The 21,346-nt window shown below is 49.6% G+C and carries 24 protein-coding genes; 10 read left to right on the top strand and 14 right to left on the bottom strand.

Annotation, left to right across the window (positions count from 1 at the left end):
- Positions 1–15: 15 nt before the first annotated feature.
- From SIB64_RS10470 to SIB64_RS10425, 10 genes are all read right to left on the bottom strand, one after another.
- The gene (locus SIB64_RS10470; protein WP_413440156.1) at positions 16–720 is read right to left on the bottom strand and encodes a Na(+)/H(+) antiporter subunit B; all 705 of its coding nucleotides are present in this window, start codon (positions 718–720) and stop codon (positions 16–18) included.
- Entirely contained in the window at positions 717–1,286 is a 570-nt protein-coding gene (locus SIB64_RS10465) for a hydrogenase subunit MbhD domain-containing protein (RefSeq protein WP_413440155.1), read from the bottom strand. The genes SIB64_RS10470 and SIB64_RS10465 overlap by 4 nt, the downstream gene beginning before the upstream one ends.
- Positions 1,283–1,552: a monovalent cation/H(+) antiporter subunit G gene (locus tag SIB64_RS10460; protein WP_413440154.1), complete on the bottom strand. Its 270-nt coding sequence runs from the start codon at positions 1,550–1,552 to the stop codon at positions 1,283–1,285. Before SIB64_RS10460 ends, SIB64_RS10465 begins: the two co-directional genes overlap by 4 nt.
- Positions 1,549–1,827 carry a hypothetical protein gene (locus SIB64_RS10455; RefSeq protein WP_413440153.1) on the bottom strand — a complete coding sequence of 93 codons (279 nt, stop codon included), beginning with the start codon at positions 1,825–1,827 and terminating at the stop codon, positions 1,549–1,551. The genes SIB64_RS10460 and SIB64_RS10455 overlap by 4 nt, the downstream gene beginning before the upstream one ends.
- Positions 1,824–2,192: a hypothetical protein gene (locus tag SIB64_RS10450; protein ID WP_413440152.1), complete on the bottom strand. Its 369-nt coding sequence runs from the start codon at positions 2,190–2,192 to the stop codon at positions 1,824–1,826. The genes SIB64_RS10455 and SIB64_RS10450 overlap by 4 nt, the downstream gene beginning before the upstream one ends.
- 59 nt (positions 2,193–2,251) lie before the next feature.
- Entirely contained in the window at positions 2,252–3,784 is a 1,533-nt protein-coding gene (locus tag SIB64_RS10445) for a proton-conducting transporter membrane subunit (RefSeq protein WP_413440151.1), read from the bottom strand.
- Position 3,785: 1 nt separating this feature from the next.
- A complete protein-coding gene (locus SIB64_RS10440; RefSeq protein WP_413440150.1) occupies positions 3,786–4,130 on the bottom strand; it encodes a cation:proton antiporter subunit C in 345 nt (114 codons plus the stop codon).
- Between the two features lie 506 nt (positions 4,131–4,636).
- Complete coding sequence (gene ilvD, locus SIB64_RS10435; protein WP_413440149.1) at positions 4,637–6,310, bottom strand: dihydroxy-acid dehydratase; 1,674 nt, start codon at positions 6,308–6,310, stop codon at positions 4,637–4,639.
- A gap of 51 nt (positions 6,311–6,361) precedes the next feature.
- The gene (locus SIB64_RS10430) at positions 6,362–6,655 is read right to left on the bottom strand and encodes a hypothetical protein (RefSeq protein WP_413440148.1); all 294 of its coding nucleotides are present in this window, start codon (positions 6,653–6,655) and stop codon (positions 6,362–6,364) included.
- A 25-nt stretch (positions 6,656–6,680) separates the two neighbouring features.
- On the bottom strand, positions 6,681–7,298 hold the full coding sequence (locus SIB64_RS10425) for a uracil phosphoribosyltransferase (RefSeq protein ID WP_413442987.1): 618 nt from the start codon (positions 7,296–7,298) through the stop codon (positions 6,681–6,683).
- Positions 7,299–7,405: 107 nt separating this feature from the next.
- Between SIB64_RS10425 and SIB64_RS10420 the strand changes: the two genes are divergently transcribed.
- Complete coding sequence (locus SIB64_RS10420) at positions 7,406–7,879, top strand: pentapeptide repeat-containing protein (RefSeq protein ID WP_413440147.1); 474 nt, start codon at positions 7,406–7,408, stop codon at positions 7,877–7,879.
- Positions 7,880–7,884: 5 nt separating this feature from the next.
- On the top strand, positions 7,885–8,982 hold the full coding sequence (gene cobW, locus SIB64_RS10415) for a cobalamin biosynthesis protein CobW (protein ID WP_413440146.1): 1,098 nt from the start codon (positions 7,885–7,887) through the stop codon (positions 8,980–8,982).
- A gap of 59 nt (positions 8,983–9,041) precedes the next feature.
- Here the strand turns inward: cobW and SIB64_RS10410 are convergent, their stop codons facing one another.
- On the bottom strand, positions 9,042–9,905 hold the full coding sequence (locus SIB64_RS10410; RefSeq protein WP_413440145.1) for a DMT family transporter: 864 nt from the start codon (positions 9,903–9,905) through the stop codon (positions 9,042–9,044).
- 127 nt (positions 9,906–10,032) lie between these two features.
- On the opposite strand from SIB64_RS10410, the gene SIB64_RS10405 reads away from it, so the two are divergent.
- Positions 10,033–10,311, top strand: coding sequence for a hypothetical protein (locus tag SIB64_RS10405; protein ID WP_413440144.1), 279 nt, complete (start codon positions 10,033–10,035; stop codon positions 10,309–10,311).
- A gap of 40 nt (positions 10,312–10,351) precedes the next feature.
- On the opposite strand, the gene SIB64_RS10400 is transcribed toward SIB64_RS10405, so the two are convergent.
- Together SIB64_RS10400 and SIB64_RS10395 are read right to left on the bottom strand one after the other, a co-directional pair.
- Positions 10,352–11,392: an SDR family NAD(P)-dependent oxidoreductase gene (locus SIB64_RS10400; RefSeq protein WP_413440143.1), complete on the bottom strand. Its 1,041-nt coding sequence runs from the start codon at positions 11,390–11,392 to the stop codon at positions 10,352–10,354.
- Positions 11,393–11,405: 13 nt separating this feature from the next.
- Positions 11,406–12,215, bottom strand: a complete 810-nt coding sequence (locus SIB64_RS10395; protein WP_413440142.1) for an SdiA-regulated domain-containing protein — start codon at positions 12,213–12,215, stop codon at positions 11,406–11,408.
- Between the two features lie 396 nt (positions 12,216–12,611).
- On the opposite strand from SIB64_RS10395, the gene SIB64_RS10390 reads away from it, so the two are divergent.
- On the top strand, positions 12,612–13,310 hold the full coding sequence (locus SIB64_RS10390) for an SDR family NAD(P)-dependent oxidoreductase (RefSeq protein ID WP_413442986.1): 699 nt from the start codon (positions 12,612–12,614) through the stop codon (positions 13,308–13,310).
- A gap of 10 nt (positions 13,311–13,320) precedes the next feature.
- Here the strand turns inward: SIB64_RS10390 and SIB64_RS10385 are convergent, their stop codons facing one another.
- Positions 13,321–13,623, bottom strand: coding sequence for a hypothetical protein (locus tag SIB64_RS10385; RefSeq protein WP_413440141.1), 303 nt, complete (start codon positions 13,621–13,623; stop codon positions 13,321–13,323).
- A 145-nt stretch (positions 13,624–13,768) separates the two neighbouring features.
- Here SIB64_RS10385 and SIB64_RS10380 point away from each other — a divergent pair, with 145 nt between their 5' ends.
- The 6 genes from SIB64_RS10380 (at position 13,769) to SIB64_RS10355 (ending at position 21,335) form a co-directional block, all read left to right on the top strand.
- The gene (locus SIB64_RS10380) at positions 13,769–14,056 is read left to right on the top strand and encodes a hypothetical protein (protein WP_413442985.1); all 288 of its coding nucleotides are present in this window, start codon (positions 13,769–13,771) and stop codon (positions 14,054–14,056) included.
- A gap of 183 nt (positions 14,057–14,239) precedes the next feature.
- Positions 14,240–14,404, top strand: a complete 165-nt coding sequence (locus tag SIB64_RS10375) for a hypothetical protein (protein WP_413440140.1) — start codon at positions 14,240–14,242, stop codon at positions 14,402–14,404.
- 106 nt (positions 14,405–14,510) lie between these two features.
- On the top strand, positions 14,511–14,873 hold the full coding sequence (locus tag SIB64_RS10370) for an HIT family protein (protein WP_413440139.1): 363 nt from the start codon (positions 14,511–14,513) through the stop codon (positions 14,871–14,873).
- A gap of 399 nt (positions 14,874–15,272) precedes the next feature.
- On the top strand, positions 15,273–16,970 hold the full coding sequence (locus SIB64_RS10365; RefSeq protein ID WP_413440138.1) for an N-6 DNA methylase: 1,698 nt from the start codon (positions 15,273–15,275) through the stop codon (positions 16,968–16,970).
- Positions 16,960–18,234 (top strand): restriction endonuclease subunit S, encoded by a 1,275-nt coding sequence (locus SIB64_RS10360; protein WP_413440137.1) that lies wholly within the window; start codon positions 16,960–16,962, stop codon positions 18,232–18,234. The genes SIB64_RS10365 and SIB64_RS10360 overlap by 11 nt, the downstream gene beginning before the upstream one ends.
- Positions 18,234–21,335 carry a type I restriction endonuclease subunit R gene (locus SIB64_RS10355; RefSeq protein ID WP_413440136.1) on the top strand — a complete coding sequence of 1,034 codons (3,102 nt, stop codon included), beginning with the start codon at positions 18,234–18,236 and terminating at the stop codon, positions 21,333–21,335. Before SIB64_RS10360 ends, SIB64_RS10355 begins: the two co-directional genes overlap by 1 nt.
- Positions 21,336–21,346: the final 11 nt, after the last annotated feature.

The following is a 21,346-nucleotide window of genomic DNA, read 5'->3' as shown; positions in this document are numbered from 1 at the left end:
TCTCGTGATACTCGACTAAATCACCCCTCTCTTAAGGATATACAATCGCAGGATCGACCAAGATCCAATTGTCACCTTAAATGCCGCAACAACATTAAGTAAGGGGATATAAACACGTGGTGATATTGATGCAGCAATCGAGTCAGGGATTAAAAATGATGCGAAGGTTGTAAATGCAACGATAACAAAACAAACAACAGCAAATTTTTCCATTGCTGCAGCGTTTGCCTGGAAGTAAAGCCGCTCAATACGTTGCAGCTCTCCCGTAAGCATCAAGATCGTCACAGCAGTGGCTCCGGCAACACCTGAAGCAAAACCCCCGCCAGGAGTGAGGTGCCCTTTGAGTGCTAGATCTATTGCAAGAATAAAGCTTAAAAGAGCTGCAAAGTTTAATAGAATACGAATCGATTGGTCTTTAATTCCGAATTGTTCAGCTTCCGTTTGTTCGTGGCCAAGTAATATTTTTACTCCTAAGCCAGCTACTGTAAAGACCGTTACCTCGCCAATGGTGTCAAAAAGTCGCGTACCAAGTATTACAGAAGTTACTACATTTGGTATCTTAGTGTATTCGCTGAGTTGACTAACAATCAGATTTGTATCACGCGCGAATGAATCTGATCTTGTAAATAAAACCATTAACATAACAACGCTAATTGCCACCAGATAGACCGCAGATTTGGCAACATCTGAATTAATTGTGAGCTTTAAAGATGGCTTCATGATGAAATCGGTTGTGACGATTGTTGATGATCGGGAATAAGACTGACAGTAATTGATTGATCTGAAGAGATATAGGTTTTTGTATTAATGATGTCTTGCTTTAAACTTTCAACTTCAACATACAAATTCTTATCCAACAGAATCGCATGTGGTGATCCAGACATTGATGATGAATGTAAGAATTTAATATCCTGTAAAATATTTGATGAGAGTTGTTCTAGCTGAAAATCAATACTTAAATTTAGTTCTTCAAAAATATTTTTCAGTGCTTCATCAGTTTTATCTTCAGGCTGACTTCTTTTGTCGCGTATAACCACAACTGTATAGCATGATCGAATCGTTACGATATAAAGCAGCGAAGAAAGTAATGTTCCCACCATGACTTCTGTTAAAGCTACGTCGGGGGCACCAACCAATGCATAGAGCAATGCTGCAATACTTCCAAGAAAAGATCTATAAATTAATGTATTAATCGGTGAAACTGATCGAATTAATAAAACTCCCAAAACGGGAAGTAGAACTTCAAATGGAAGCAAAAAACCAGTAGATAAAAGTGATTGATTCAAAGCTTTTTCTCCGCAATATTTGCGATTATGTAACTAAAAATTGTGTTCCAAATTGATAGTGAAATCGCAGTTACAACAAGAAGTGGCCAGTAGTCTGGAACACGACATAATAATCCGAAGAGAAGAATCAATGATCCAACACTATCAGACACTGTTAAAGTATGCAATTTGTACAAGAGTGAATGCTGTTTGTTTACGATTGGCAAAGTACCCCACAGCCAGAATAAAAGACCAAGAATAATGAGAAAATTAGATAATATAATCATGATCTTAACTTCATTTCCAAGAGTGATAGTAAAAGCATGCCTGCATCACCAACAATTAAAATAAAGGCTCCAATACAGCCGATCATCCAGTCCTGCCTGAAAATGCCTGCTGCAATAATTAAACATGCAAGTTTTGTACTGAAACTGGCTGCGAAAGCAATTCTTGCAGCAGGATCATTCGATCTTGAAATTGCAATAATAGGCACAAGGCTAATCACTAACATCACATAGATGAATACATAGGTGTACCATTCTGGTGTGTGGAATTCAATCATTTATGTTCTCCATATTGATCAGATTTAGATGAGACAATAGTATGAATTTTCCAATGATCATCATCAGCACGTCCTACGACCATGCTCATCGGCGTAAACGTTATTCGAAATATATCCATGAAAATGGATAATTGTGAATTTTTCTTTGCCATCGGACTGATTTCTATGGTTGTAAATTTATCACGAGGATTCTTGATGGCCATCACTTTTATACTTTCTATCAGCATATCTATCGGTAGCTTTAGTGTCAACAATAGTTCTGGTAAAACAGATCGCAGCTGCAAGTTTTTATATTGGCCAAATGGAATAAGGCAGCTGATAATTAACCCAAAACCAATATTTTTTGCATCAAATGATGATGTCATTAGGCACCATAATAGGAGCCTGAATGAGATAATAATAAAAAGCCGGATAAGATTTTTCACTAGATTTTAAAATAGAGGAGGTTTGCGAGCAGTAGAGCTGCAACGAGAAATGGTGCTCCAACTAAATCAAGTGTTCGAGTGACTGGTTTCACCCATTGGTCGGCTTGGATCCCAACAACTGATGTGAAGAGGATCCCGCCCAAAAACGCTGACAAAATGGCTGAGCGAATACTGTAACTTGTGTATAAATCAATTTGTGATAAAGAAGTAATCACAAGCATGATTATCGAAAATATTAGTATCAACGATCTCGATGCAGAGATGCTCATTTTTAGCTCATTCGGTAATTTGAGGCTGGCGAAGTAATTTGGTAGATCATAGTTTGTTCTAAGTGTATTGACTCTGTCAAATATCAATCTTGCGTATACGGTCGATGTCAATAGTGCGCTTGTTGTAAAGATGATTTTTGCTTCATCTGCCAAATCATTTTTAATCCATGCTTTTGTAACAAATCCTGCTAAGAGTGGGAATCCCATGATTGATAAGCTTGCCATGATAAATGTTAAGACCCTCACAATTTCTCTTGTTGTTTCCTCATGGTTTCTAATATTATTCCTTGCCCCATCACTTTTCGTTATTTGGGCCTCATCAATATCGTTATGCAAGGTTGAAAAAAGAAGCGTTTTACAGATTCCATGTTGCATGGCATAAAGACATCCGTAAGTTGGGCTAAGTATTGCGATGCCAAGTTGTGATACTGAACTCCATCCAAGTGCACGACCACTATCACGTTCAAACACTGCATAAATTGCTGCGATTACCGCGCTCAAGACACCCAGAACACTTAATGTTTCACCAATCGGCGCCAGTGTGACACTCATTCTTTCAATCGGAGCGATTGCTGCGCATGTCACGCACCCTGATAAAACAGCTGCTGATTGACAGTTGGCATGGGAATAGACGTTGGGGACCCATAGACCGCAAATAAAGACGCCTGCCTTCGTAAGTAGTCCAGCGATGATCAAACACAAGGCTGTCTCAGGTGCATTACCAAGATCAGCAATTAAAAAAGTACCTGTAAATGTGAATGCTTGAATAACACCTATCAAGTAAATCAGCATGGCTAGGCCGCCACCGATTAAATACTGGAAAGATAGGAACAAAGCTCTCTTGTCGTTTTTATCTGCAATAAGTAAAAAAGCCGTAAAGCCCAGCAGTTCAAGGGCAATGAACAAACTAATTAAATCAACAGTGCTAAAAGATACCAATAATGCTGTAAGCAGCACCAGGCATACTTGATAGTAATAGTGAGAAAACCTCTTGGAGAACAAACCAAATACGATTAAAAGTGTTAGTGAGCTTCCAAAGATAAGTGGAAAACTGTAGCGGTCAATTGAAAATTGTATGCCACCTTCGCCAATCAGTGTGAACGCATAATTTATATCGTGGTTCAATGCATACAAAGAAGACAATGCATACCCTGCGAGCATCGTAATGCTCAGAGGGAACGTTATTTTTGGGAAAACACAGCCAATGAATCCAAGTGTTGCGGGTAGAAAAATCAGAAACCCAAGAATAATCGCTTCATTCATCTTATTTCTCTAAATCGCGGTATCGAAGCATTGGTGAGACTCTGCCAAGCCTTAATGCAATGGCACATAGTAATGCTTGAGTCGCGAAACCGATAACGATGGCAGTTAGTATTATCGCCTGTGGGTATGGGTCTGCATAGTTGCTATACAAATTCTCAGAAATAATTGGAGTTTGCGTGCCATTGCTGGCTGCGATTAACACAAAGATGCTGATTGTCGCAGTATCAATAACATCAAGCGCGAACAATGAACGCAAAATGGACTTTGAAGTTAAAAGCCCAAAGCAGCCAATAACCATCAATATAAAGATTGGGATAAGTTGAATTTTTTCCGGAGCCAAGTCCATGCATTACTCTTGATCTTATTATTCTAACCCTGCCAGCAGTGTCGTCAAGGTTGCTGTTGCATTGCAAACATATATTATTTGTTCTTCGAATTCACCTTGGTGATTGCAGGTAGAGATGCTCTGTGACTACTTTGTCTGTTTTTTGTTTCAAAAAAATCCCGTAAGTTATTGAACTATGCAGTTGTTTAAGCAGAAAATATTCGATTAATTTGACGTTTGTTGTTCTCCATTTCTTCTCTCTCGCGCCAGCAGCGAGCCTACTTGTTTCTGATTATTATTCATTGAGATAATTTGCACCATGCAATTTTAGGTTGAAGTATAGATTGCTGGGCTTGTTTCGTAATTTTCCTTTGGTTGTTGGCCATTGATCCGATAATGCAAATTCTTTGGATATTTTTTAGTAATTTTAGCCAGATTTGACACAGTGATTTTTGTTATTTGCAGGCATTAGAGCTATTGCTGAAGAATATTGTTTTTGTTTGAAGTTAATCCAGTTTTTCATGGTTTCAATCAGGTTGATCAGTGACGGCACCACGACTTGCGCTGGCAACCAAACGTGAATATTTGCCAAGGATCCCCGTCCGATAACGAGGTTTTGGCTTGACCCACTTTGCACGCCTGCGGACTAACTCCACTTCATTCACATTCAATTGCAACAACAACTGATTGGCATCGACAGTAATGCTGTCACCTTCTTCGACAAGTCCGATGTTGCCTCCGACCGCTGCTTCGGGAGCCACGTGGCCTACTACTAATCCATAGGTACCACCACTGAAACGTCCATCAGTGATCAATGCCACTTTGTCTCCAAGTCCCTGACCAACGATCGCTGAGGTCGGTGCCAGCATTTCACGCATTCCTGGTCCCCCAACAGGTCCTTCGTAGCGGACCACCACCACGTCTCCTGCGTTGATCTGTTTGTCCAAAATTGCAGCGAGACAATCCTCCTCACTCTCAAAAACCCTGGCTGGTCCGGTGAGAACAGGCTTTTTGACTCCACTGATCTTCGCCACCCCACCCTCGATTGCCAAATTTCCTTTCAAAATGGCCAGGTGCCCTTTTGAATAGAGCGGTTTGTCCATTGTTCGAATTACATCCTGATCTGCCGGAGGTGCTGAGGGCACATCGGCCAGAACCTCTCGCAGAGTTTTACCCTCAACAGTTCGGCATTCCCCATGCAGCAAGCCAGCCTTCAGCAACAACTTCATGACTTGGGGTATGCCGCCGGCATTGTGCAGGTCAACCGTGACGTAACGCCCACTTGGTTTGAGGTCACAAATCACGGGAACACGCTGCCTGATTCGTTCAAAGTCATCAATGCTGAGTTCCACTCCCGCTGTACGGGCGATGGCCAACAAATGCAGGACTGCATTCGTTGAACCTCCCACCGCCATGATCACGCTTACAGCATTTTCAAAGGCTTCTTTTGTGAGCAGGTCCAAGGGCCGGATATTGGCTTGAACAGCATTCACCAAGACTTCAGCAGACCGAGCAGCACTGTCGGCTTTCTCTTCATCCTCCGCTGCCATTGTTGAGCTGTAGGGCAGGCTTAGGCCCATGGTTTCAATGGCCGCGCTCATCGTGTTGGCTGTAAACATCCCTCCGCAACTTCCTGCTCCTGGACAGGCATTTTTTTCAACGGCCGTCAGCTGCTCCACATCGATTTTTCCACTTGTGAGCTGACCGACAGCTTCGAAGGCACTAACGACAGTGAGATCACAACCTCCGAGCTTTCCAGGTTTGATCGTCCCGCCATAGACGAAGACGGATGGGATGTTCATACGCGCCATGGCCAACATGGCCCCCGGCATGTTCTTGTCACAGCCACCCACCGCCAGCACACCATCCATGCTCTGGCCGTTGCACGCCGTCTCAATTGCATCGGCGATCACCTCGCGACTCACCAGCGAGTACTTCATCCCTTCCGTGCCCATCGAAATTCCATCGCTCACGGTGATGGTTCCAAACATCTGCGGCATGCCACCTGCTTGTCGTGCAGCGTCCTCGGCGCGACGAGCGAGATCGTTCAGACCAACATTGCAGGGTGTGATTGTGCTGTAACCGTTGGCGATACCGACGATGGGCTTGCCGAAATCCGCATCACCAAAACCGACGGCTCTCAACATCGCTCGGTTGGGTGAACGCTGGATCCCTTTCGTCACAGCATCGGAACGAAGCATGGTTCGATCAGCCTCTGGTGCGTAGCTGCCAACCTACCGATCCCCCCTCGCTCAGCTGCCTCCCCCCATGCTCTCCAGTTGACGCCTGACATCAGCAATCGCTGCGTTGAGTTTTTCGACCCGCTCTTCAAGTTGTTTGTCGCGGTGATCTCCGTTGGGGTGTGGTTCGAGAACCTCAGAGCCGTCCTGCATCCGGGGTGCGTAGAGCATGGCCCGCTGCTTCCCCAGACGTCTGCGCCGTTCCGTCTCATTCAGCAGCCACCATGCAAGTCCTGTTGCACCAATCACTGCACCGGTGATCAAGGTGACCAGGGTGGCGGGAGCGGTGTCGTGATGCTGGCCCATCTGTGACGAAATCCCTGTCTTGATGCTAGTTACGAGCTGTAGATCTGAAATCAAGACGTTGCATCGGGTCACCAATCCCAGGACTGATCAGTCCAGATGCCGTCAAATCTGCGTCGATGCATGCGGTGTAGACCGTCAGATCCGGAAAGGATTCACCCAGAACTTTGAGTCCTGGATTCGATGCAACAGCGCAGATCACCCTCAGGCGTCGACCATCCAGTTCCTTCTCCTGCAGTTGAATGAGAACCGATTGGAGCCGTTTTCCATCGGTGATCTGGTCGATGTACACCAGAACACCTGCATTGGCTTCGATCTGATCGGGGACACCCTCGAGGCAAAGGATGGCGTTCGGCACAAGTCCTCTCGCCCCCTGCCAGAGGTCGAGGGCGGTGGGGAGCAGAGGAATGTTGATCAATGGGATGCCCTGTGCGATCACCGTCCCTTGCGTCGGTCCCTGTTCGGAATCAACGGTTTGTTGTTGGTGTGGGAGCCAGTCCCTCAGGGCCTCATAGGTCAGCCACTTCCCCAGTTCCTGAAAAGCAGTGGCGTATATGGCTGATGGGGTCTGCCGCTGCCGCAGGACTGTGAGCCAATGTCCAATCAAGGGGTGGGGGGGGACGACCACCCTCAGGCTCATGGCCATGGAACTCGCTCCGCTGGCAGCTGCCATATCGTGAGCGGACAAATTAACCGTCGGTGTTCAGTTCCCTGATGCGATCTAGAGCAGGTCTTGCTTCTTTTCTGGTGTGTTTGACGTTTTTGTTTCTGGCGGTCTGCGGTCTCTCCGAATCGGTCAGTGCCATCACTGCGCCCGAATTGCGAGGACAGCGGGCTGTTCAGGAGATCACGGCCGACATGCACGGTTTGGATCTCAAAGAGAAAGAGTTCCTCAAAGCCGATCTTCGCGATGTCAACCTCAGCGGCACCGATTTGAGGGGAGCAGTGATCAACACCTCTTCGTTGCAAGGTGCTGATCTGCGTGATGCCGATCTGTCCGATGTTGTTGGATTCGCCAGTCGCTTTGACAGGGCTGACCTGAGAGGGGCCGTCTTCACCAATGCGATGTTGATGCAGAGCCGGTTCACGGATGCGCGCATCGAAGGCGCTGATTTCACCGATGCCGTTCTCGATCTTCCCCAGCAGCGGGCTCTTTGCGCCACTGCCGACGGTGTCAATCCTCACAGCGGTGCTATCACCCGAGAGAGCCTGGGCTGTCGCCCCTGATGTCAATGCAGAAACGCCTGCCAGTGACAGTGATCACCGGATTTCTGGGTTCCGGCAAGACAACCGTTCTGCGACACCTGCTGAAAAGCAGTGGGCAAAGGCTGGCGGTGATGGTCAATGAGTTCGGCAGTGTCGGCCTCGATGGAGATCTGATCCGCAGTTGCGGGTTTTGTCCCGACGACGAGCTTGATGGTCGCCTGGTTGAGCTGAACAACGGCTGTCTGTGTTGCACCGTTCAGGACGATTTCCTGCCGACGATGGAGCAATTGCTCGAACGTAGTGATCGTCTCGATGGAATTGTGGTGGAGACGAGTGGTCTTGCACTGCCGGAGCCGTTGCTTGACGCCCTGAGCTGGCCTGAAATCCGCCGACGTGTTCACGTCAATGGTGTGGTCACCCTCGTTGATGGGGAGGCCCTGTCCCAAGGGAGTCCTGTGAGCGATCCGCAAGCTCTTGAAGAACAACGCCGGAATGATCCGAGCCTCGACCACCTCACGGCCGTCACTGATCTCTTCCGGGACCAACTGCAGGCAGCCGATCTTGTCTTGATCAGTCGGGCTGATCTGTTGTCGGAGAGCGCGATCGATGCTGTGGCCACGTCCTTGAAAGCGCAAATTCGCGAAGGGACTGCACTGCTTCCGATCGCCGCAGGTTCTGTGGATGCGGATGTGGTGCTCGGGCTGGACCATCCGTCACCTGAGGGCTCAGAGCAAGACCACGATCATGTCCAACACCACGGCCATGACCACAGTCAGGACCATGACCACCATCACGACCACACGCATGTGGACATCGCCAGTGGCGTGGTGCAGCTGGAGGGTCTGTTTGATCGCACTGAACTCGAGTTGCAGCTCCCGCAACTGATCCAACGGCTTCAGGTGGTGCGTCTGAAAGGTCGGGTCTGGTTGCCAGACAAGAGTCTTCCTCTGCAAATCCAGATGGTCGGTCCTCGTTTGAACAGTTGGTTTGAATCAGCTCCCAATTCCGCCTGGAGGCCAAGCCAAGCTCAGGGCTTGGATTTGGTTGTTCTTTCTTTTCAACCCGATGCAGCCGAGCAACTTGAACAAAGCCTCAGTCCTCTGATGCAAGCTGTGCGCTGTTGACCTCTGACCGAGATCAGCTGGAATTGAAATGACCCAGGTTTCTTGTTGTTGGAGCTTGTTTAGGCGCCGGTGGAACCAGCCATCACGGTCAACGCCACACCAGTGACAGCGAGAGCCGCAGCACATGCGTCGAGAATCTGAATCTTTTCACGCTCAATCGGTGAAATGAGCAGTGCAAACACTGGCGCCGTGCTCATCAAACTGACCCCCAGGCCAACCGGCAAGGACTTGAAGACAATCTGTTGGAGCACAATGCCGAGATTGGTGCCAAGTAAAACCGCAGCGACTACAGCACCGCCTTGCATCCGGTTTGTCAGCCGGAGCTGATTAAGCGCTCGGCCGCAGAAGGGCAAAAGGCATAACCAACCGCCGAGCAGACGCACGGCCGCTGATTGCACCGGTAAGAGCGAGCTGCTGGTCAAGACGTGACGCGCCAGGAAGGCACCAGCCAGGCCACACAACACAGCCAAACAACTGCAGATCAATCCAGTCGGGTCGGCTGGACCCATCGATGCTCCGTTCTTGGCGACCAACAACACAGCGGCTGTGACGCAACAAGCTCCAACCCAGGCTGAGGGTTCGAGGACCTCTCCCATCAAGCTGACCGAACCGATGCTCGCGAGGACGGGACCGATCGCTTCGACGGTAAGGGTGCGGCGGGTGCCAAGCCTGCGTAGTGCCAAAAGATAAAACGTGTCTCCGACGGCTATCCCAACAGCGCCACTCAAGAGAAGCCAGATCAACCCAGAGCCGGATCCTCCCCAGGGAATTGAGAGCAACACGGGCAGGAAACACAGGGTTGCCAGGCTGTTTTTCAGGATATTCAGCAACCATGCAGGTCCGACAGTCGATAGAGACCGCCACAACCCACTGGCGGCAGTCCAAGCAATCGCTGCCCCCAGGGCCGCTAAAACACCTGTCATGGTATGAGCGTTTGAATTCTGTAATTCTGTCGAAGAGGACTCAACGAATTGCGTTGGGTGTTATCGCGCATGAACAACTTTGTTCTGGACCTCTTTGAGATGATTTTGAGGCAATGGAAGCTGAATTTTGAAAAAACTTTCAAAAATTCTGCTCTGCAAAAAGCGCATCGCATTATCATGCCCATCTTTTGAATGTTTTGATCTGTTGATCAGTTTGTCAATCATTGCCACCTTCAAGCTGAGTTCAAATAGCACAGCAGTGACCATTAGAGCGATGGTTGTTGTACCTTTGCTGGATCCAATTCTCAATCTCTTTTATTGGCTTGTCGTATCAGATGGCAGGTTAATGCGCCGTTCTGTTGTCACAGGCCAGACAGGTCGAAACAGTCTGTCCGGCACGATGTGATCTTAACTATAAGTGTTATTCCAAATCGACGTTTTTGCTTTCAATCAGCAGCTTTCTCGGAAACCTCCTGGGAGGGATTCTCCAAGAAGGGTGTCTCCAGGCGTTGATTCAGTGAATGCTCAATTAGGTTTTCACATAAATCCCATAAATCCCTGGCTTTAGAGTCGTCTAAAGCTTCATCACTTGGCGATATTTCCTCAAATTGATGCAAGCCAGGGCGTACCAACTGGTTGCTATAATATCTAAATCCAGCACAATTATATTTGTCGTCAAGAGTTAGATCGACCAGCAATTGTCCAGCAGTCTTCAGAGATTCTGTCACTCGCAGCAGGTCACGGGCAAAGAATGCAAAAAGCATCATGCCAAGTGGATTTTGTTGTCGACTGGTCCGAAAAAAACCTTCGCCAGAGCGAGGTATCACAAGACCAGGGCTCCAAGCGATAACGGGAATTCGAGGATTAATGGTTTTCAAACGCGTTGATAACTGCTTGGCCAAGAGCACATTGCAGAGCTTGCTGTCTTTGTAGGCTTTATCAGGATCAAACGGTGTTGTGCCATCAACCATGGGTTCAGAATCGGTTGTTCGTAATCCCTGCATGGTTCCCAATCCAGCGGCTCGGCCGACTCTTCCCCCTCCACTGCTGGGATTGTGGACATCGGAAGCTGTGATGATCACCCTTAAGTCATGGTCTTTGGTCCATAGCGACATTAATCTCATAAGGATCAATTGATGGGAAAGATGATTTACAGCGAAAGTTAATTCATATCCCTGATTAGAAAAAAGTGGTTTTTTTAAGCCTGCATACTGCATTCCAGTATTTAAAATGATATGGCTAATCACATCATCTGAGTTCATGATTGTCATGCAGCAACGATCGACACTCGTCAAATCTGCTTGGTCCATCACTAGGATTCTGAGCTTTCGACCATCAATTCCAGCTTGTGTTAAGGCCAAATTTGTTTGATGGGCTCGTTGTTCTGAACGACACGTCAGGATCAGATGGTGGCCCAATCGACCCAAGCTGCATGCCGATTGAAGTCCAATTCCGGAACTCGCACCTGTGATCAGAATAGTCTTCATTTTGGTAATTACTTTAGGTTATTTTGTAGGAGTAGAGCGTGCAATCGCGTTCACTTACTGCATAGAGATATTCACCCTTCCAATCCACGGCAACACCTTCTATTTTTCGTATTAGTTTCTTTTTGCTTTGCAAGCTCCTCTGCAGGTCAATACGTTGTACAACGCGATTTTGTATCCAGTCATAGAGATAAATGCATTCACCCTTATCACTGGCAATCCAGATCAAATTCCGAGAGCAATCAAAGCTTAAGCCAGAGTAATCTAATTTCTTTTCCGTTAGTTTAGGATGCTCAAATCCGTTAGATTGATCCAAGACTCTTGCGTCGAGAATGGTCTTTAGATCTGCCGATACTTCGATGATCAAACCTGGCTGTCCCTCCTTTACGACGTAGACTTTGAGGCTCAGCGGATCAATGGTTATCCCTTCGAGGCCTTTATTCGTGATGCCATCTGAAAAGTATTTTTTTATCTCTTTATAATTTTTCATACCGGAGAGTGGGCAGTGTCGGAGTGATAGACGACGCTTTGGATCAATACAGATGATTGCGTTCGTTCCTTCTTCAACAACTAATAATTCGCTTCCGTCGGGGGAACATGCAATGCCTTCAAGATCACTCACTTCAACAAAGAAGCAGTCAGTGATCAATAACTTCCCCTTGAGATCGATGCGGAAAATAGCTTTTGTATCATCGCTAACCGTAAACAGCGACCTGCCCTCAGCATCCAATGTTAGGCCTGAAGGTTCATTCAGGCCAGCTGCTTGATCACCAATGGAATTGATATCCACCAATTCGAGTGTGAGATTGTTGTGTGCGGCCACCATGCTTTCAGAATCGACGCGAGTGAATTGGTATGAGGGAAGACTTGGCTCACCCATTGATCTTAGAGCAATAATGTCCAAAATCTGGATCGTTGATTAGCAGAGCGCCATGCACCAACTTAATTGCGTTCCAACTGATTGATTGGATCGACGCTTTTGCCGCCCCTGTTGAACCCAGGATAGAGAATCATTCCCACTTATTCTTATAAGGATAAATTTAATTCAATAACACTGGAGAGGATTCCAATGCAGAGTCAAATGTTTTGTCTTTATTATCGTTGTCAACTTTGAAATTTCCCTCTACTTTCAATTTTTTTGGTTGTGCGTCCACTTTGATCAACAGATTCGATAGATTCAGCTTCACTTTCCACTACCCATCCAGTGTCAAAGCGCGTCGTGATGATTAGTGGTGCGAACCGCGGTATTGGCTACGCAATTGCGCGTCAGCTGTTGAACGATGGCCACCGCATCAGTCTTGGAATGCGTGATCCTCATAAATTTCGCTCCTCTGTGGCCAGTTCTGCGTTTCAGGCTTCGGATCTGGCACTCCTGCATTCTTACGAAGCTGCGGATCCTCAGTCTGGGGAGAGGTGGGTTGCTTCAACACTTGACTGGGCTGAAACAGTGGACACACTGATTCACTGTGCGGGCATTCTTCGAACAACACCTCTTCTATTTCGTGATGAACAGGTCTCCGAACTTGATGATCTTTGGAGAATCAATGTAATGGGACCTTGGTGGTTAACACGTGCAGCATGGCCTCAGCTCTGCCAGAGCGGCCACGGCCGCATACAGGTCTTGGTCTCGATGAGTGGTCAACGGGTGAAGGGACGGCTTGCTGGTTATTCCGCCAGCAAATTTGCCCTGATGGGGTTGTGTCAGTCCATGCGAAATGAAGGTTGGTCCTCAGGTCTTCGCGTGACAGCGATTTGTCCCAGTTGGGTCAATACGGAGATGGCACGATCGATCAGCTCCGTCAATCCCGTTGCGATGAGTCAGCCAGAGGAGATCGCAACTCTTGCCAGTAACCTTCTGGGTCTTCCGAATTCCTCAGTGCCCTTTGAGATCAAGCTCAATTGCGGGCTCGAGACGGTGTAGTCGCAGTCAATCAACTCCGTCTTAACCAGTAAGGGGCACCTTGGAACCAGTCCCCGAGATCATCCTGATCCGGACAATATTCGGAATGGGGTTCACTGGGATCCAGGTCTAGAGCGCTCAGCAAGGGATCTCCGGCGTGCTTTTCCCGTTCTTTGCGCTGTTGTCGCCTTGCCCGTCGCAACCATGCAGCGACCGTCGGATCGTGGTCTGAATATTTTTGAAGTTCGATTCTTTCTTTTAAACTAACAGTTTTCCCAGCTGCCAAGCGCTGGAGGATGTTTTGCAGACGAAGGCGCGTCTGTGTTGACAGCATTCCATCAATCCAATTTTCTATTTATTAGACCTGCTTGTCCAAGAAGACCACTTGGCAATAGATTTTCTCCAGCTTGTTCAAGCAACTTCATGAATATTGGCTAGCGCTGTTTAGATTGCTAAAAATACGCTGCTGCCATCGTCTTGTGTGTCTTTTTGCTGCGGTTGGTTTGCTTGCGCCCCGACTTGTATTGATCTTGGCTTGGATTTTTAACAGCGGTTTTGTATTCTTGCCATTCAATGGATTGGATCTACCCAGCCCTGTCGCACCAATTCTTGGTTTGATTTTTTTGCCAACAACAACACTTGCTTATTGTTGGGCGTCGGCATCTTTTGGTGGTTTATCAAACTTTAGTGGAATGTTGATTCTTGCCATTGGTGTCATTATTGACCTGGGCTTAATTGGGAACGGACGGGGTTTGGCCAAGCGCTGATCTTCGAGACTCCTGGTTATATTTCTCTTTTCGAAGGACCAGACTCTCTGAATCGCAGTTAACACGACAGCGATCCATAGGATTAAAATAACAACTAATGATCCATTTACAATCCAGTTTGGTAGAACTAAACGGATTGCCCAACTTAAGTTTTTGATCAATCCGAGCATTAATATCGGTAAAATGGTGCCGAACCAACTGATTGCTATTGTTATCGCAAAGCGCCAGATCATTGTGCTTCGACTGATGGCATTGGATGCGATTCACGTATCACTGCTCTTCAGGATGCGGGGAAATGGCATGAGTTTAAGCCTTTTTATTGTTTTCGATTCACTCTCTAGAACTTGATCGGCTTTCTGTGGCTTTCGATTCCTTCAGCGAATGTGCGATCTGTGCACTGCATCAAGACCCAATTCAGTGTCAGGACCATGTGATCTTGCACTCAGATTGTTGGATGATTCGGCATCACAGCAATCCTGCGCCACTACTCGGTTGGCTTCTTCTTGATTCCGTCCGTCATTGTGCCGGCCCATGGGAGTTCACTGATCGTGAGATGGCGGACTGGGGTCGAGCGCTGAAGGACGCCTGCGATCTTGTTCGGCGCAGAACAGGTTGTGATCGTGTTTACACGATTGCATTTGGCGAGGGTGCGCCTCACCTCCATGTTCATCTCATCCCGCGTTTTGGCAGTGATGCAGCAACAACCGCATGGAAGGTTGCTGATCTCTATCGAGACGTTGCCTCTGGAAGCCGGGATGCAGCTGCTCCTCAAGCTGTCCTCGAATTCGTCAAGCAGGCACGATCGGAATTCCTGTGAAAGATTGAAGTTCTATCGCTCACTGTGCTGGATGCTCTTCATCGGGGACGGGCATCGCCCTTACTTGTCTTGATGCTGTTCCAACAAAAAACCCCGCCGTAGACGGGGTGTCGGGAAGTGGCCCATTGAATGAACGGAGAGGGTCGGATTCGAACCGACGGTGGGCTTGCACCCACGCTGGTTTTCAAGACCCAGGCTCTCTCTAGTCCTGATAAGGCTTCTGCGGGTTTAGGCAAAGACGGGTGGACCAGTAGTGGACCGTTTTATGCCTTGGATACTGAGCCATTGGTATGTCGAGCTCATGGATCCAGCGCTCGCTAATTGCCCGTTGAGTTCCCTCGCTTGGGGGAGGCGAACAACACCAATCCGCCGCAAAATCCATTTAGGCGATATGCACCAGTGACGTCTTCGGCCAATACCCCACTGATTAACGATGCAGACCAAGCACCTGCTGGTCTGGATGACTTGCTGGCATCCGTCATCTCAGGCGAAGACGAGCAACCCAAGAAGCGAGGACGCAAGAAGAAAGAGGCACCCGCCAAGGACTTCAAAGCAGTGCTCTGGGCATCAGCGGACAAACTCCGTGCCCAGATGGATGCCGCTGAATATAAGCATCTGGTCCTTGGACTGATCTTCCTCAAATACATCTCCGACACCTTCGTGGAGCAGCAGCAGAAGGTGCTGGCGACGGTGAGCAACCCAGAGTCCGACTACTACCTGGGCGATGACCCAGCAGATCATCAGGAAGCACTGGAAGATCGGGACTACTACACCCAGGAGAATGTGTTCTGGGTGCCTGCTGATGCCCGCTGGGAATCCCTGAGGAACCAGGCAAAGCAACCCGACATCGGACAACTGATCGACCGAGCACTGGTCGCGATCGAGAACGAGAACCCCACGCTTCGGGGGAAGTTGGACAAGCGGTTTGGTGCTGCCCAATTGGAACCAGGACGGATGGGTGAATTGGTGGACCTCATCTCACGAATCGGATTCGACGAGGGCAAGAAGTCAGGCGATGTCCTGGGTGAGGTCTACGAATATTTCCTCGGTCAGTTCGCCAGTGCTGAGGGCAAGAAGGGCGGGCAGTTCTATACGCCTGCCCATGTGGTGAAGACCCTGGTTGCTGTGCTGGCACCTCATAAGGGTCGTGTTTATGACCCCTGCTGTGGATCGGGCGGCATGTTCGTCCAGAGCGAGCGGTTCGTCGAAAGTCACGGCGGGCGTCGTGACGACATCTCGATCTACGGGCAAGAAAGCAACCCCACCACCTGGCGGTTGGCAGCGATGAACCTGGCGATCCGTGGGTTTGCTGCTGACCTCGGACAGGAACCTGCTGACACCTTTGCCCGTGATCAGCATCCCGACCAGAAGTTCGACTACATCCTTGCCAACCCACCGTTCAACATCTCCGATTGGGGCGGCGAGAAATACGACAGCGACCCCCGCTGGACCTTTGGGCGTCCTCCTGCCGGGAATGCCAACTACGCCTGGTTACAGCACATGCTCTGGAAACTTCGCCCTGGTGGTGAAGCAGGTGTGGTGCTCGCCAATGGATCGATGAGTTCCAACCAAAGCGGTGAAGGGCAGATCCGTGAGGCGATGGTTCGTGGCGATGTAGTGGAGGTGATGGTGGCATTGCCTGGACAGTTGTTCTTAAACACTCAGATCCCCGTTTGCCTTTGGTTCTTGACGAATGACAAGACACAACGTGGTCGGGACAGGAGAGGTGAAACCTTGTTCATCGATGCCCGTCAGATGGGTTCGATGGTCAGTCGTGTGGAGCGGGTGCTGACCGATGAGGACATCGCCAAGGTTGCTGACACGGTTCATGCCTGGCGTAGTGATGGCGAGGTTGAGAACCCCTATGAGGATGTCTCTGGGTTCTGCTACTCCGCCAAGTTCGACGAGATTGAAAAGAACAGTTTTGTATTGACTCCTGGTCGCTATGTGGGAGCAGCAGATCAGGAAGAAGACGATGAACCCTTTGATCAGAAGATGAAGCGTCTCACTTCTCTGCTCAAGCAGCAGAAGGAAGAAGGGGCGAAGTTAGATCAGCAGATTTCTGAAAATCTGAGGAGGATTGGATATGGATTCTGAATGGAAAGATTTCCGCCTCGGAGACCTCACTTCTTGGTCCTCTGGATCAACCCCATCAAAGAAGAATGAGTCCTTTTGGGGTGGAACAGTCCCCTGGATCAGTGCCTCTTCAATGAAGCAAAAAGCACTCACCTCGTCCGACGAGATGCTCACTGAGGAGGGAGTTGTCAACGGGGGGCGTCTCTGTCAGAAAGGTGATGTCTTGCTTTTAGTGAGAGGCAGCGAACTTCACAAAAGGATTCCCATAGGTGTTGCTGATTGCCAAGTTGCCTTCAACCAAGACGTCAAAGCGATCAGAACGAGCACTGAGAATCTGAAACAAGATTATCTTTACCACCTCTTGAAGGGGAGCGAAAATCTTTTGCTTTCTTCGGTTGAGTTTACGGGAATCGGGGCGGGGAAGTTAGATACCCCATTCCTTCAGGGTCTCGTATTCCCTCTGCCACCAATAAGTGAGCAAGACCGTATTTGTGGACTTGCCTCTGCCCTTGATGACAAGATCGAACTCAACCGAAAGACCAATGAAACCCTTGAAGACACAGCGAAGGCGCTGTTCAAGTCCTGGTTTGTGGACTTTGATCCTGTAAGAGCAAAGGCAGAAGGGCGACCGACTGGATTGCCTAATGAAATCAGTGATTTGTTCCCAGATTCTTTTGAGGAGTCGGAACTGGGTGAGATTCCGACTGGGTGGTCACCATCCTCCGTTGGGGAAATAAGTAAAAATCTTGATCGATTACGAGTCCCTCTCTCAAAAAAGCAGAGAAGTGAAAAGCAGGGGTCATTTCCTTATTACGGGGCAACTGGCGTTTTTGATTATGTTGACGATTTCCTCTTCGATGGCGACTATCTGTTGATCGGGGAGGATGGATCCGTCGCCAAGGAGGATGGAACTGCTTTTTCTCAGTATGTCTCTGGGAAGATCTGGGTGAATAACCATGCCCATGTTCTTGAAGGTGTATTGCCTGTTACAACCGAGTTTCTTTATTGCTTTTTTCAGTTTGCTCGGGTGACTCCTTATGTGACTGGTGCTGTCCAGTTGAAGTTGTCTCAAGGGAGGATGAATATGATCCAACTTCCACTTGCTGACGAAAAACTCCTTTGCCTGTTCGGCGAAATGGTTCGACCTATTTTCGGCAGAATCCAAAGCATTCAAAAGGAAATACTTTCTCTTGGAGAACTTAGAGATGTCCTTCTACCCCGCCTCATCTCAGGCGAACTAAGAGTCCTTGATGCCGAGAAGATGCTTGAGGAGGTTGGCATCTGATGGCATTCATCTCAGAAGACGATCTGGAGCAGATGACCCTGGAGTGGTTCCAGGAGATCGGATACACCTTCATCCATGGACCACTACTTGCTCCTGATGGAGAGACGCCTGAGCGGGATGACTTCCGCCAGGTGGTGCTCACTGGTCGTCTTCGTTCGGCACTGACGAAACTCAACCCAGGGGTGCCAGCGGCAACCATCGAGTCGGCAGTGCTCCAACTGGCGAACCCCAACACCCCTGGTTTGCTGGCGTCCAACCGTCAGTTCCACCGCTGGATGACGACGGGTCTGCCCATCACCTACATGGATGGGAACCAAGAGGTCGGTATCCGCCTCAAGGTGATCGGGTTTGATGACCCGAAATCCAACGACTGGTTGGTGGTCAACCAGCTAACCGTTAAAGGTCCAAAGCATGAGCGCCGTCCTGACGTTGTCGTCTATCTGAATGGTCTCCCGATAGCAGTCCTGGAACTGAAAAACCCTGCCGACGAGAAGGCAGATATCTGGGCAGCGTTCAACCAACTCCAGACCTACAAGGACAACATCCCAGACCTGTTCACCTCCAACGTGCTGATGGTGATCAGTGATGGCACCTATGCCCGTGTGGGGTCGCTATCCGCCTCAAAGGAACGCTTCCAGCAGTGGCGAGTGATCGATGCCGAGCAGGACCTGGACCCTCTCGGCAAGTTCCGTGAACTGGAGACCTTGATCCGTGGTCTCTTCGATCAGAAGCGCCTACTCGACTTCATCCGCTACTTCTGCCTGTTTGAGGACGACGCCAAGATCATCAAGAAGATCGCTGCCTATCACCAGTTCCACGCCGTAAGAGCGGCAGTGGAGCGGGTGGCAGAAGCAAGCAAACCAGGCGGCGACCGAAAGGGTGGCGTGGTTTGGCACACACAAGGTGCTGGCAAGAGCATCGAGATGGCATGTCTGGCAGGCAAGTTGCTCGCCGACCAGCGTCTCCAGAACCCAACGCTGGTGATGGTCACCGACCGCCAGGACCTTGATGGGCAGTTATTTGGGGTCTTTGCTGGAGCAGGAGATCTGCTGGGTGAGAACCCTCAACAAGCAGATAGCAGGCAGGAACTACGGGACCTGCTCGCCAACCGACCCAGCGGCGGCATCATCTTCACCACGATCCAGAAGTTCGGCACCGAAGACGGGGAAGACAAGTTCCCAACCCTGAGCGACCGCCACAACGTCGTAGTCATCTGTGACGAGGCACACAGGACCCAATACGGATTCAAGGGTCGCCTCGACAACAAGACGGGGGAGATCAAATACGGACTGGCAAAGGCACTAAGGGACGCCCTTCCTGAAGCAACCTTCCTTGCCTTCACGGGAACACCCATCTCCCAAGACGACCGTGACACCCAGGCGGTCTTTGGGCATTACGTCTCCGTCTACGACATCCAGCAGGCAGTGGAAGACGGTGCCACGGTGCCGATCTACTACGAGTCCCGATTGGCGAAGTTGGGGTTGAAGGAAAGCGTCCTCTCTGGCGTAGACGACCAAGTCGATGAACTCTTCAGCGATGAGGACGACATCCCTGCTGCTGAGCGAGCGAAGAGTCGTTGGGCAGCTTTGGAGGCACTGGTGGGTGCTGAACCTCGCCTGAAGCAAGTGGCAGCAGATCTGGTCTCTCATTACGAGCAGAGATCCAAGACCCAACCAGGCAAGGCAATGGTTGTGGCGATGAGTCGGGATATCTGTGCCCGTCTCTATGACGCCATCGTTGCTCTACGCCCTGATTGGCACGACACCGATACGAGCAGAGGTGCCATCAAGGTCGTGATGACGGCATCGGCATCAGACGAGCAGCACCTCCAACCTCACCACACCAGCAAGCAGCAGAAGAAGGATCTGGAGAAGCGGTTCAAGGACCCTGCCGATCCCTTGAAGATCGTGATCGTCAGGGACATGTGGTTAACGGGATTCGATGCCCCGTGTATGGCGACCATGTATGTCGACAAACCCATGAAGGGGGCGAACCTTGCCCAGGCAATCGCCCGTGTGAACAGGGTTTTCAAGGACAAACCAGGCGGTCTGATCGTCGATTACATCGGCATCGCTCCTCAACTGAAGGAGGCATTGGCGACCTACACAGCAGCGAAGGGCAAAGGCAAACCCACCCTCGACACCAGCGAGGCAATTCGGATCCTCAAGGAGCAACTCCAGATCGCCAAGGACATCCTTCACCCCGTGGATTGGAGCGGGTTCAGGGAGAAGGGCAAAGCACTTGAACTGATCTCCAACTGCCTCGACCACATCCTTGGCATTGCCGATGGCAAGCAGCGTTTCTGTGACACCGTTCTGAAGGTGACCAAGGCATTCGCTCTCTGTGGCACGACTGATGAAGCGGTCGAAGTTATGGATGAAGTGGCGTTTCTTCAGGCAGTGAGAGCACCCCTGATCAAGGGTGATGGTCCTGGTCGTGTCACGGACGTGAACTACGAACTCCAGCAACTGCTTTCTGAGTCGCTGGTGGCAGAGGGCGTCATGGATGTCTTCAAGGTCGCTGGTCTGAAGAACCCCGACATCAGCATCATGTCGGACCAGTTCCTGGCAGAGGTTGCCAAGATCCCCCAGAAGAACCTGGCGGTGGAACTGCTCCAGCGCCTGATCAAGGACGAACTGAAGACCAAGTTCAAGACCAATGTCGTCAAGCAGAAGCGGTTCAGTGAACTGCTGACGGCATCGCTGAACAAATACTCCAACCGTGCTGTTGAGGCGGCACAGGTGATCGCTGAACTGATCGAGATGGCGAAGAAGTTCCGAGAGGAACTGGAGCGTGGCGTAGCCCTCGGTCTGACCGATGCCGAGGTTGCCTTCTACGACGCCCTGGCAGACAACCCCTCAGCACAGGAATTGATGAAGGAAGACGTGCTGGCGACCATGGCAAGGGAACTGGCGGAGATGCTTAGACGTGACGCCACCATCGACTGGCAGTTCAAGGAGAACGTCAGGGCGAAACTCCGCCTCAAGATCAAGACTCTGCTCAAGCGATATAAGTACCCGCCAGATCAGCAGGTCACTGCCATTGATCTAGTGCTTCAACAGGCAGAGACCTTGGGAGAAGAGCTAGTAGAGGCGGCATGAGGAAGTACTAC

The sequence above is a fragment of the Synechococcus sp. MIT S1220 genome (genome assembly GCF_047303025.1).
Lineage (GTDB): Bacteria > Cyanobacteriota > Cyanobacteriia > PCC-6307 > Cyanobiaceae > Parasynechococcus.
Note: the sequence above shows the minus strand (reverse complement) of the source record. Positions and strands in the feature narration are given on the sequence as shown.

Bases quoted from the DNA above. Each gene is read 5' to 3' on its own strand.
- SIB64_RS10470 (WP_413440156.1), bottom strand. From the start codon at position 720: ATGAAGCCATCTTTAAAGCTCACAATTAATTCAGATGTTGCCAAATCT.
- SIB64_RS10460 (WP_413440154.1), bottom strand. From the start codon at position 1,552: ATGATTATATTATCTAATTTTCTCATTATTCTTGGTCTTTTATTCTGG.
- SIB64_RS10455 (WP_413440153.1), bottom strand. From the start codon at position 1,827: ATGATTGAATTCCACACACCAGAATGGTACACCTATGTATTCATCTAT.
- SIB64_RS10450 (WP_413440152.1), bottom strand. From the start codon at position 2,192: ATGACATCATCATTTGATGCAAAAAATATTGGTTTTGGGTTAATTATC.
- SIB64_RS10445 (WP_413440151.1), bottom strand. From the start codon at position 3,784: ATGAATGAAGCGATTATTCTTGGGTTTCTGATTTTTCTACCCGCAACA.
- SIB64_RS10440 (WP_413440150.1), bottom strand. From the start codon at position 4,130: ATGGACTTGGCTCCGGAAAAAATTCAACTTATCCCAATCTTTATATTG.
- ilvD (WP_413440149.1), bottom strand. From the start codon at position 6,310: ATGCTTCGTTCCGATGCTGTGACGAAAGGGATCCAGCGTTCACCCAAC.
- SIB64_RS10430 (WP_413440148.1), bottom strand. From the start codon at position 6,655: ATGGGCCAGCATCACGACACCGCTCCCGCCACCCTGGTCACCTTGATC.
- SIB64_RS10425 (WP_413442987.1), bottom strand. From the start codon at position 7,298: ATGGCCATGAGCCTGAGGGTGGTCGTCCCCCCCCACCCCTTGATTGGA.
- cobW (WP_413440146.1), top strand. From the start codon at position 7,885: ATGCAGAAACGCCTGCCAGTGACAGTGATCACCGGATTTCTGGGTTCC.
- SIB64_RS10410 (WP_413440145.1), bottom strand. From the start codon at position 9,905: ATGACAGGTGTTTTAGCGGCCCTGGGGGCAGCGATTGCTTGGACTGCC.
- SIB64_RS10400 (WP_413440143.1), bottom strand. From the start codon at position 11,392: ATGAAGACTATTCTGATCACAGGTGCGAGTTCCGGAATTGGACTTCAA.
- SIB64_RS10395 (WP_413440142.1), bottom strand. From the start codon at position 12,215: ATGGTGGCCGCACACAACAATCTCACACTCGAATTGGTGGATATCAAT.
- SIB64_RS10390 (WP_413442986.1), top strand. From the start codon at position 12,612: ATGATTAGTGGTGCGAACCGCGGTATTGGCTACGCAATTGCGCGTCAG.
- SIB64_RS10385 (WP_413440141.1), bottom strand. From the start codon at position 13,623: ATGCTGTCAACACAGACGCGCCTTCGTCTGCAAAACATCCTCCAGCGC.
- SIB64_RS10375 (WP_413440140.1), top strand. From the start codon at position 14,240: ATGGTGCCGAACCAACTGATTGCTATTGTTATCGCAAAGCGCCAGATC.
- SIB64_RS10370 (WP_413440139.1), top strand. From the start codon at position 14,511: ATGATTCGGCATCACAGCAATCCTGCGCCACTACTCGGTTGGCTTCTT.
- SIB64_RS10360 (WP_413440137.1), top strand. From the start codon at position 16,960: ATGGATTCTGAATGGAAAGATTTCCGCCTCGGAGACCTCACTTCTTGG.
- SIB64_RS10355 (WP_413440136.1), top strand. From the start codon at position 18,234: ATGGCATTCATCTCAGAAGACGATCTGGAGCAGATGACCCTGGAGTGG.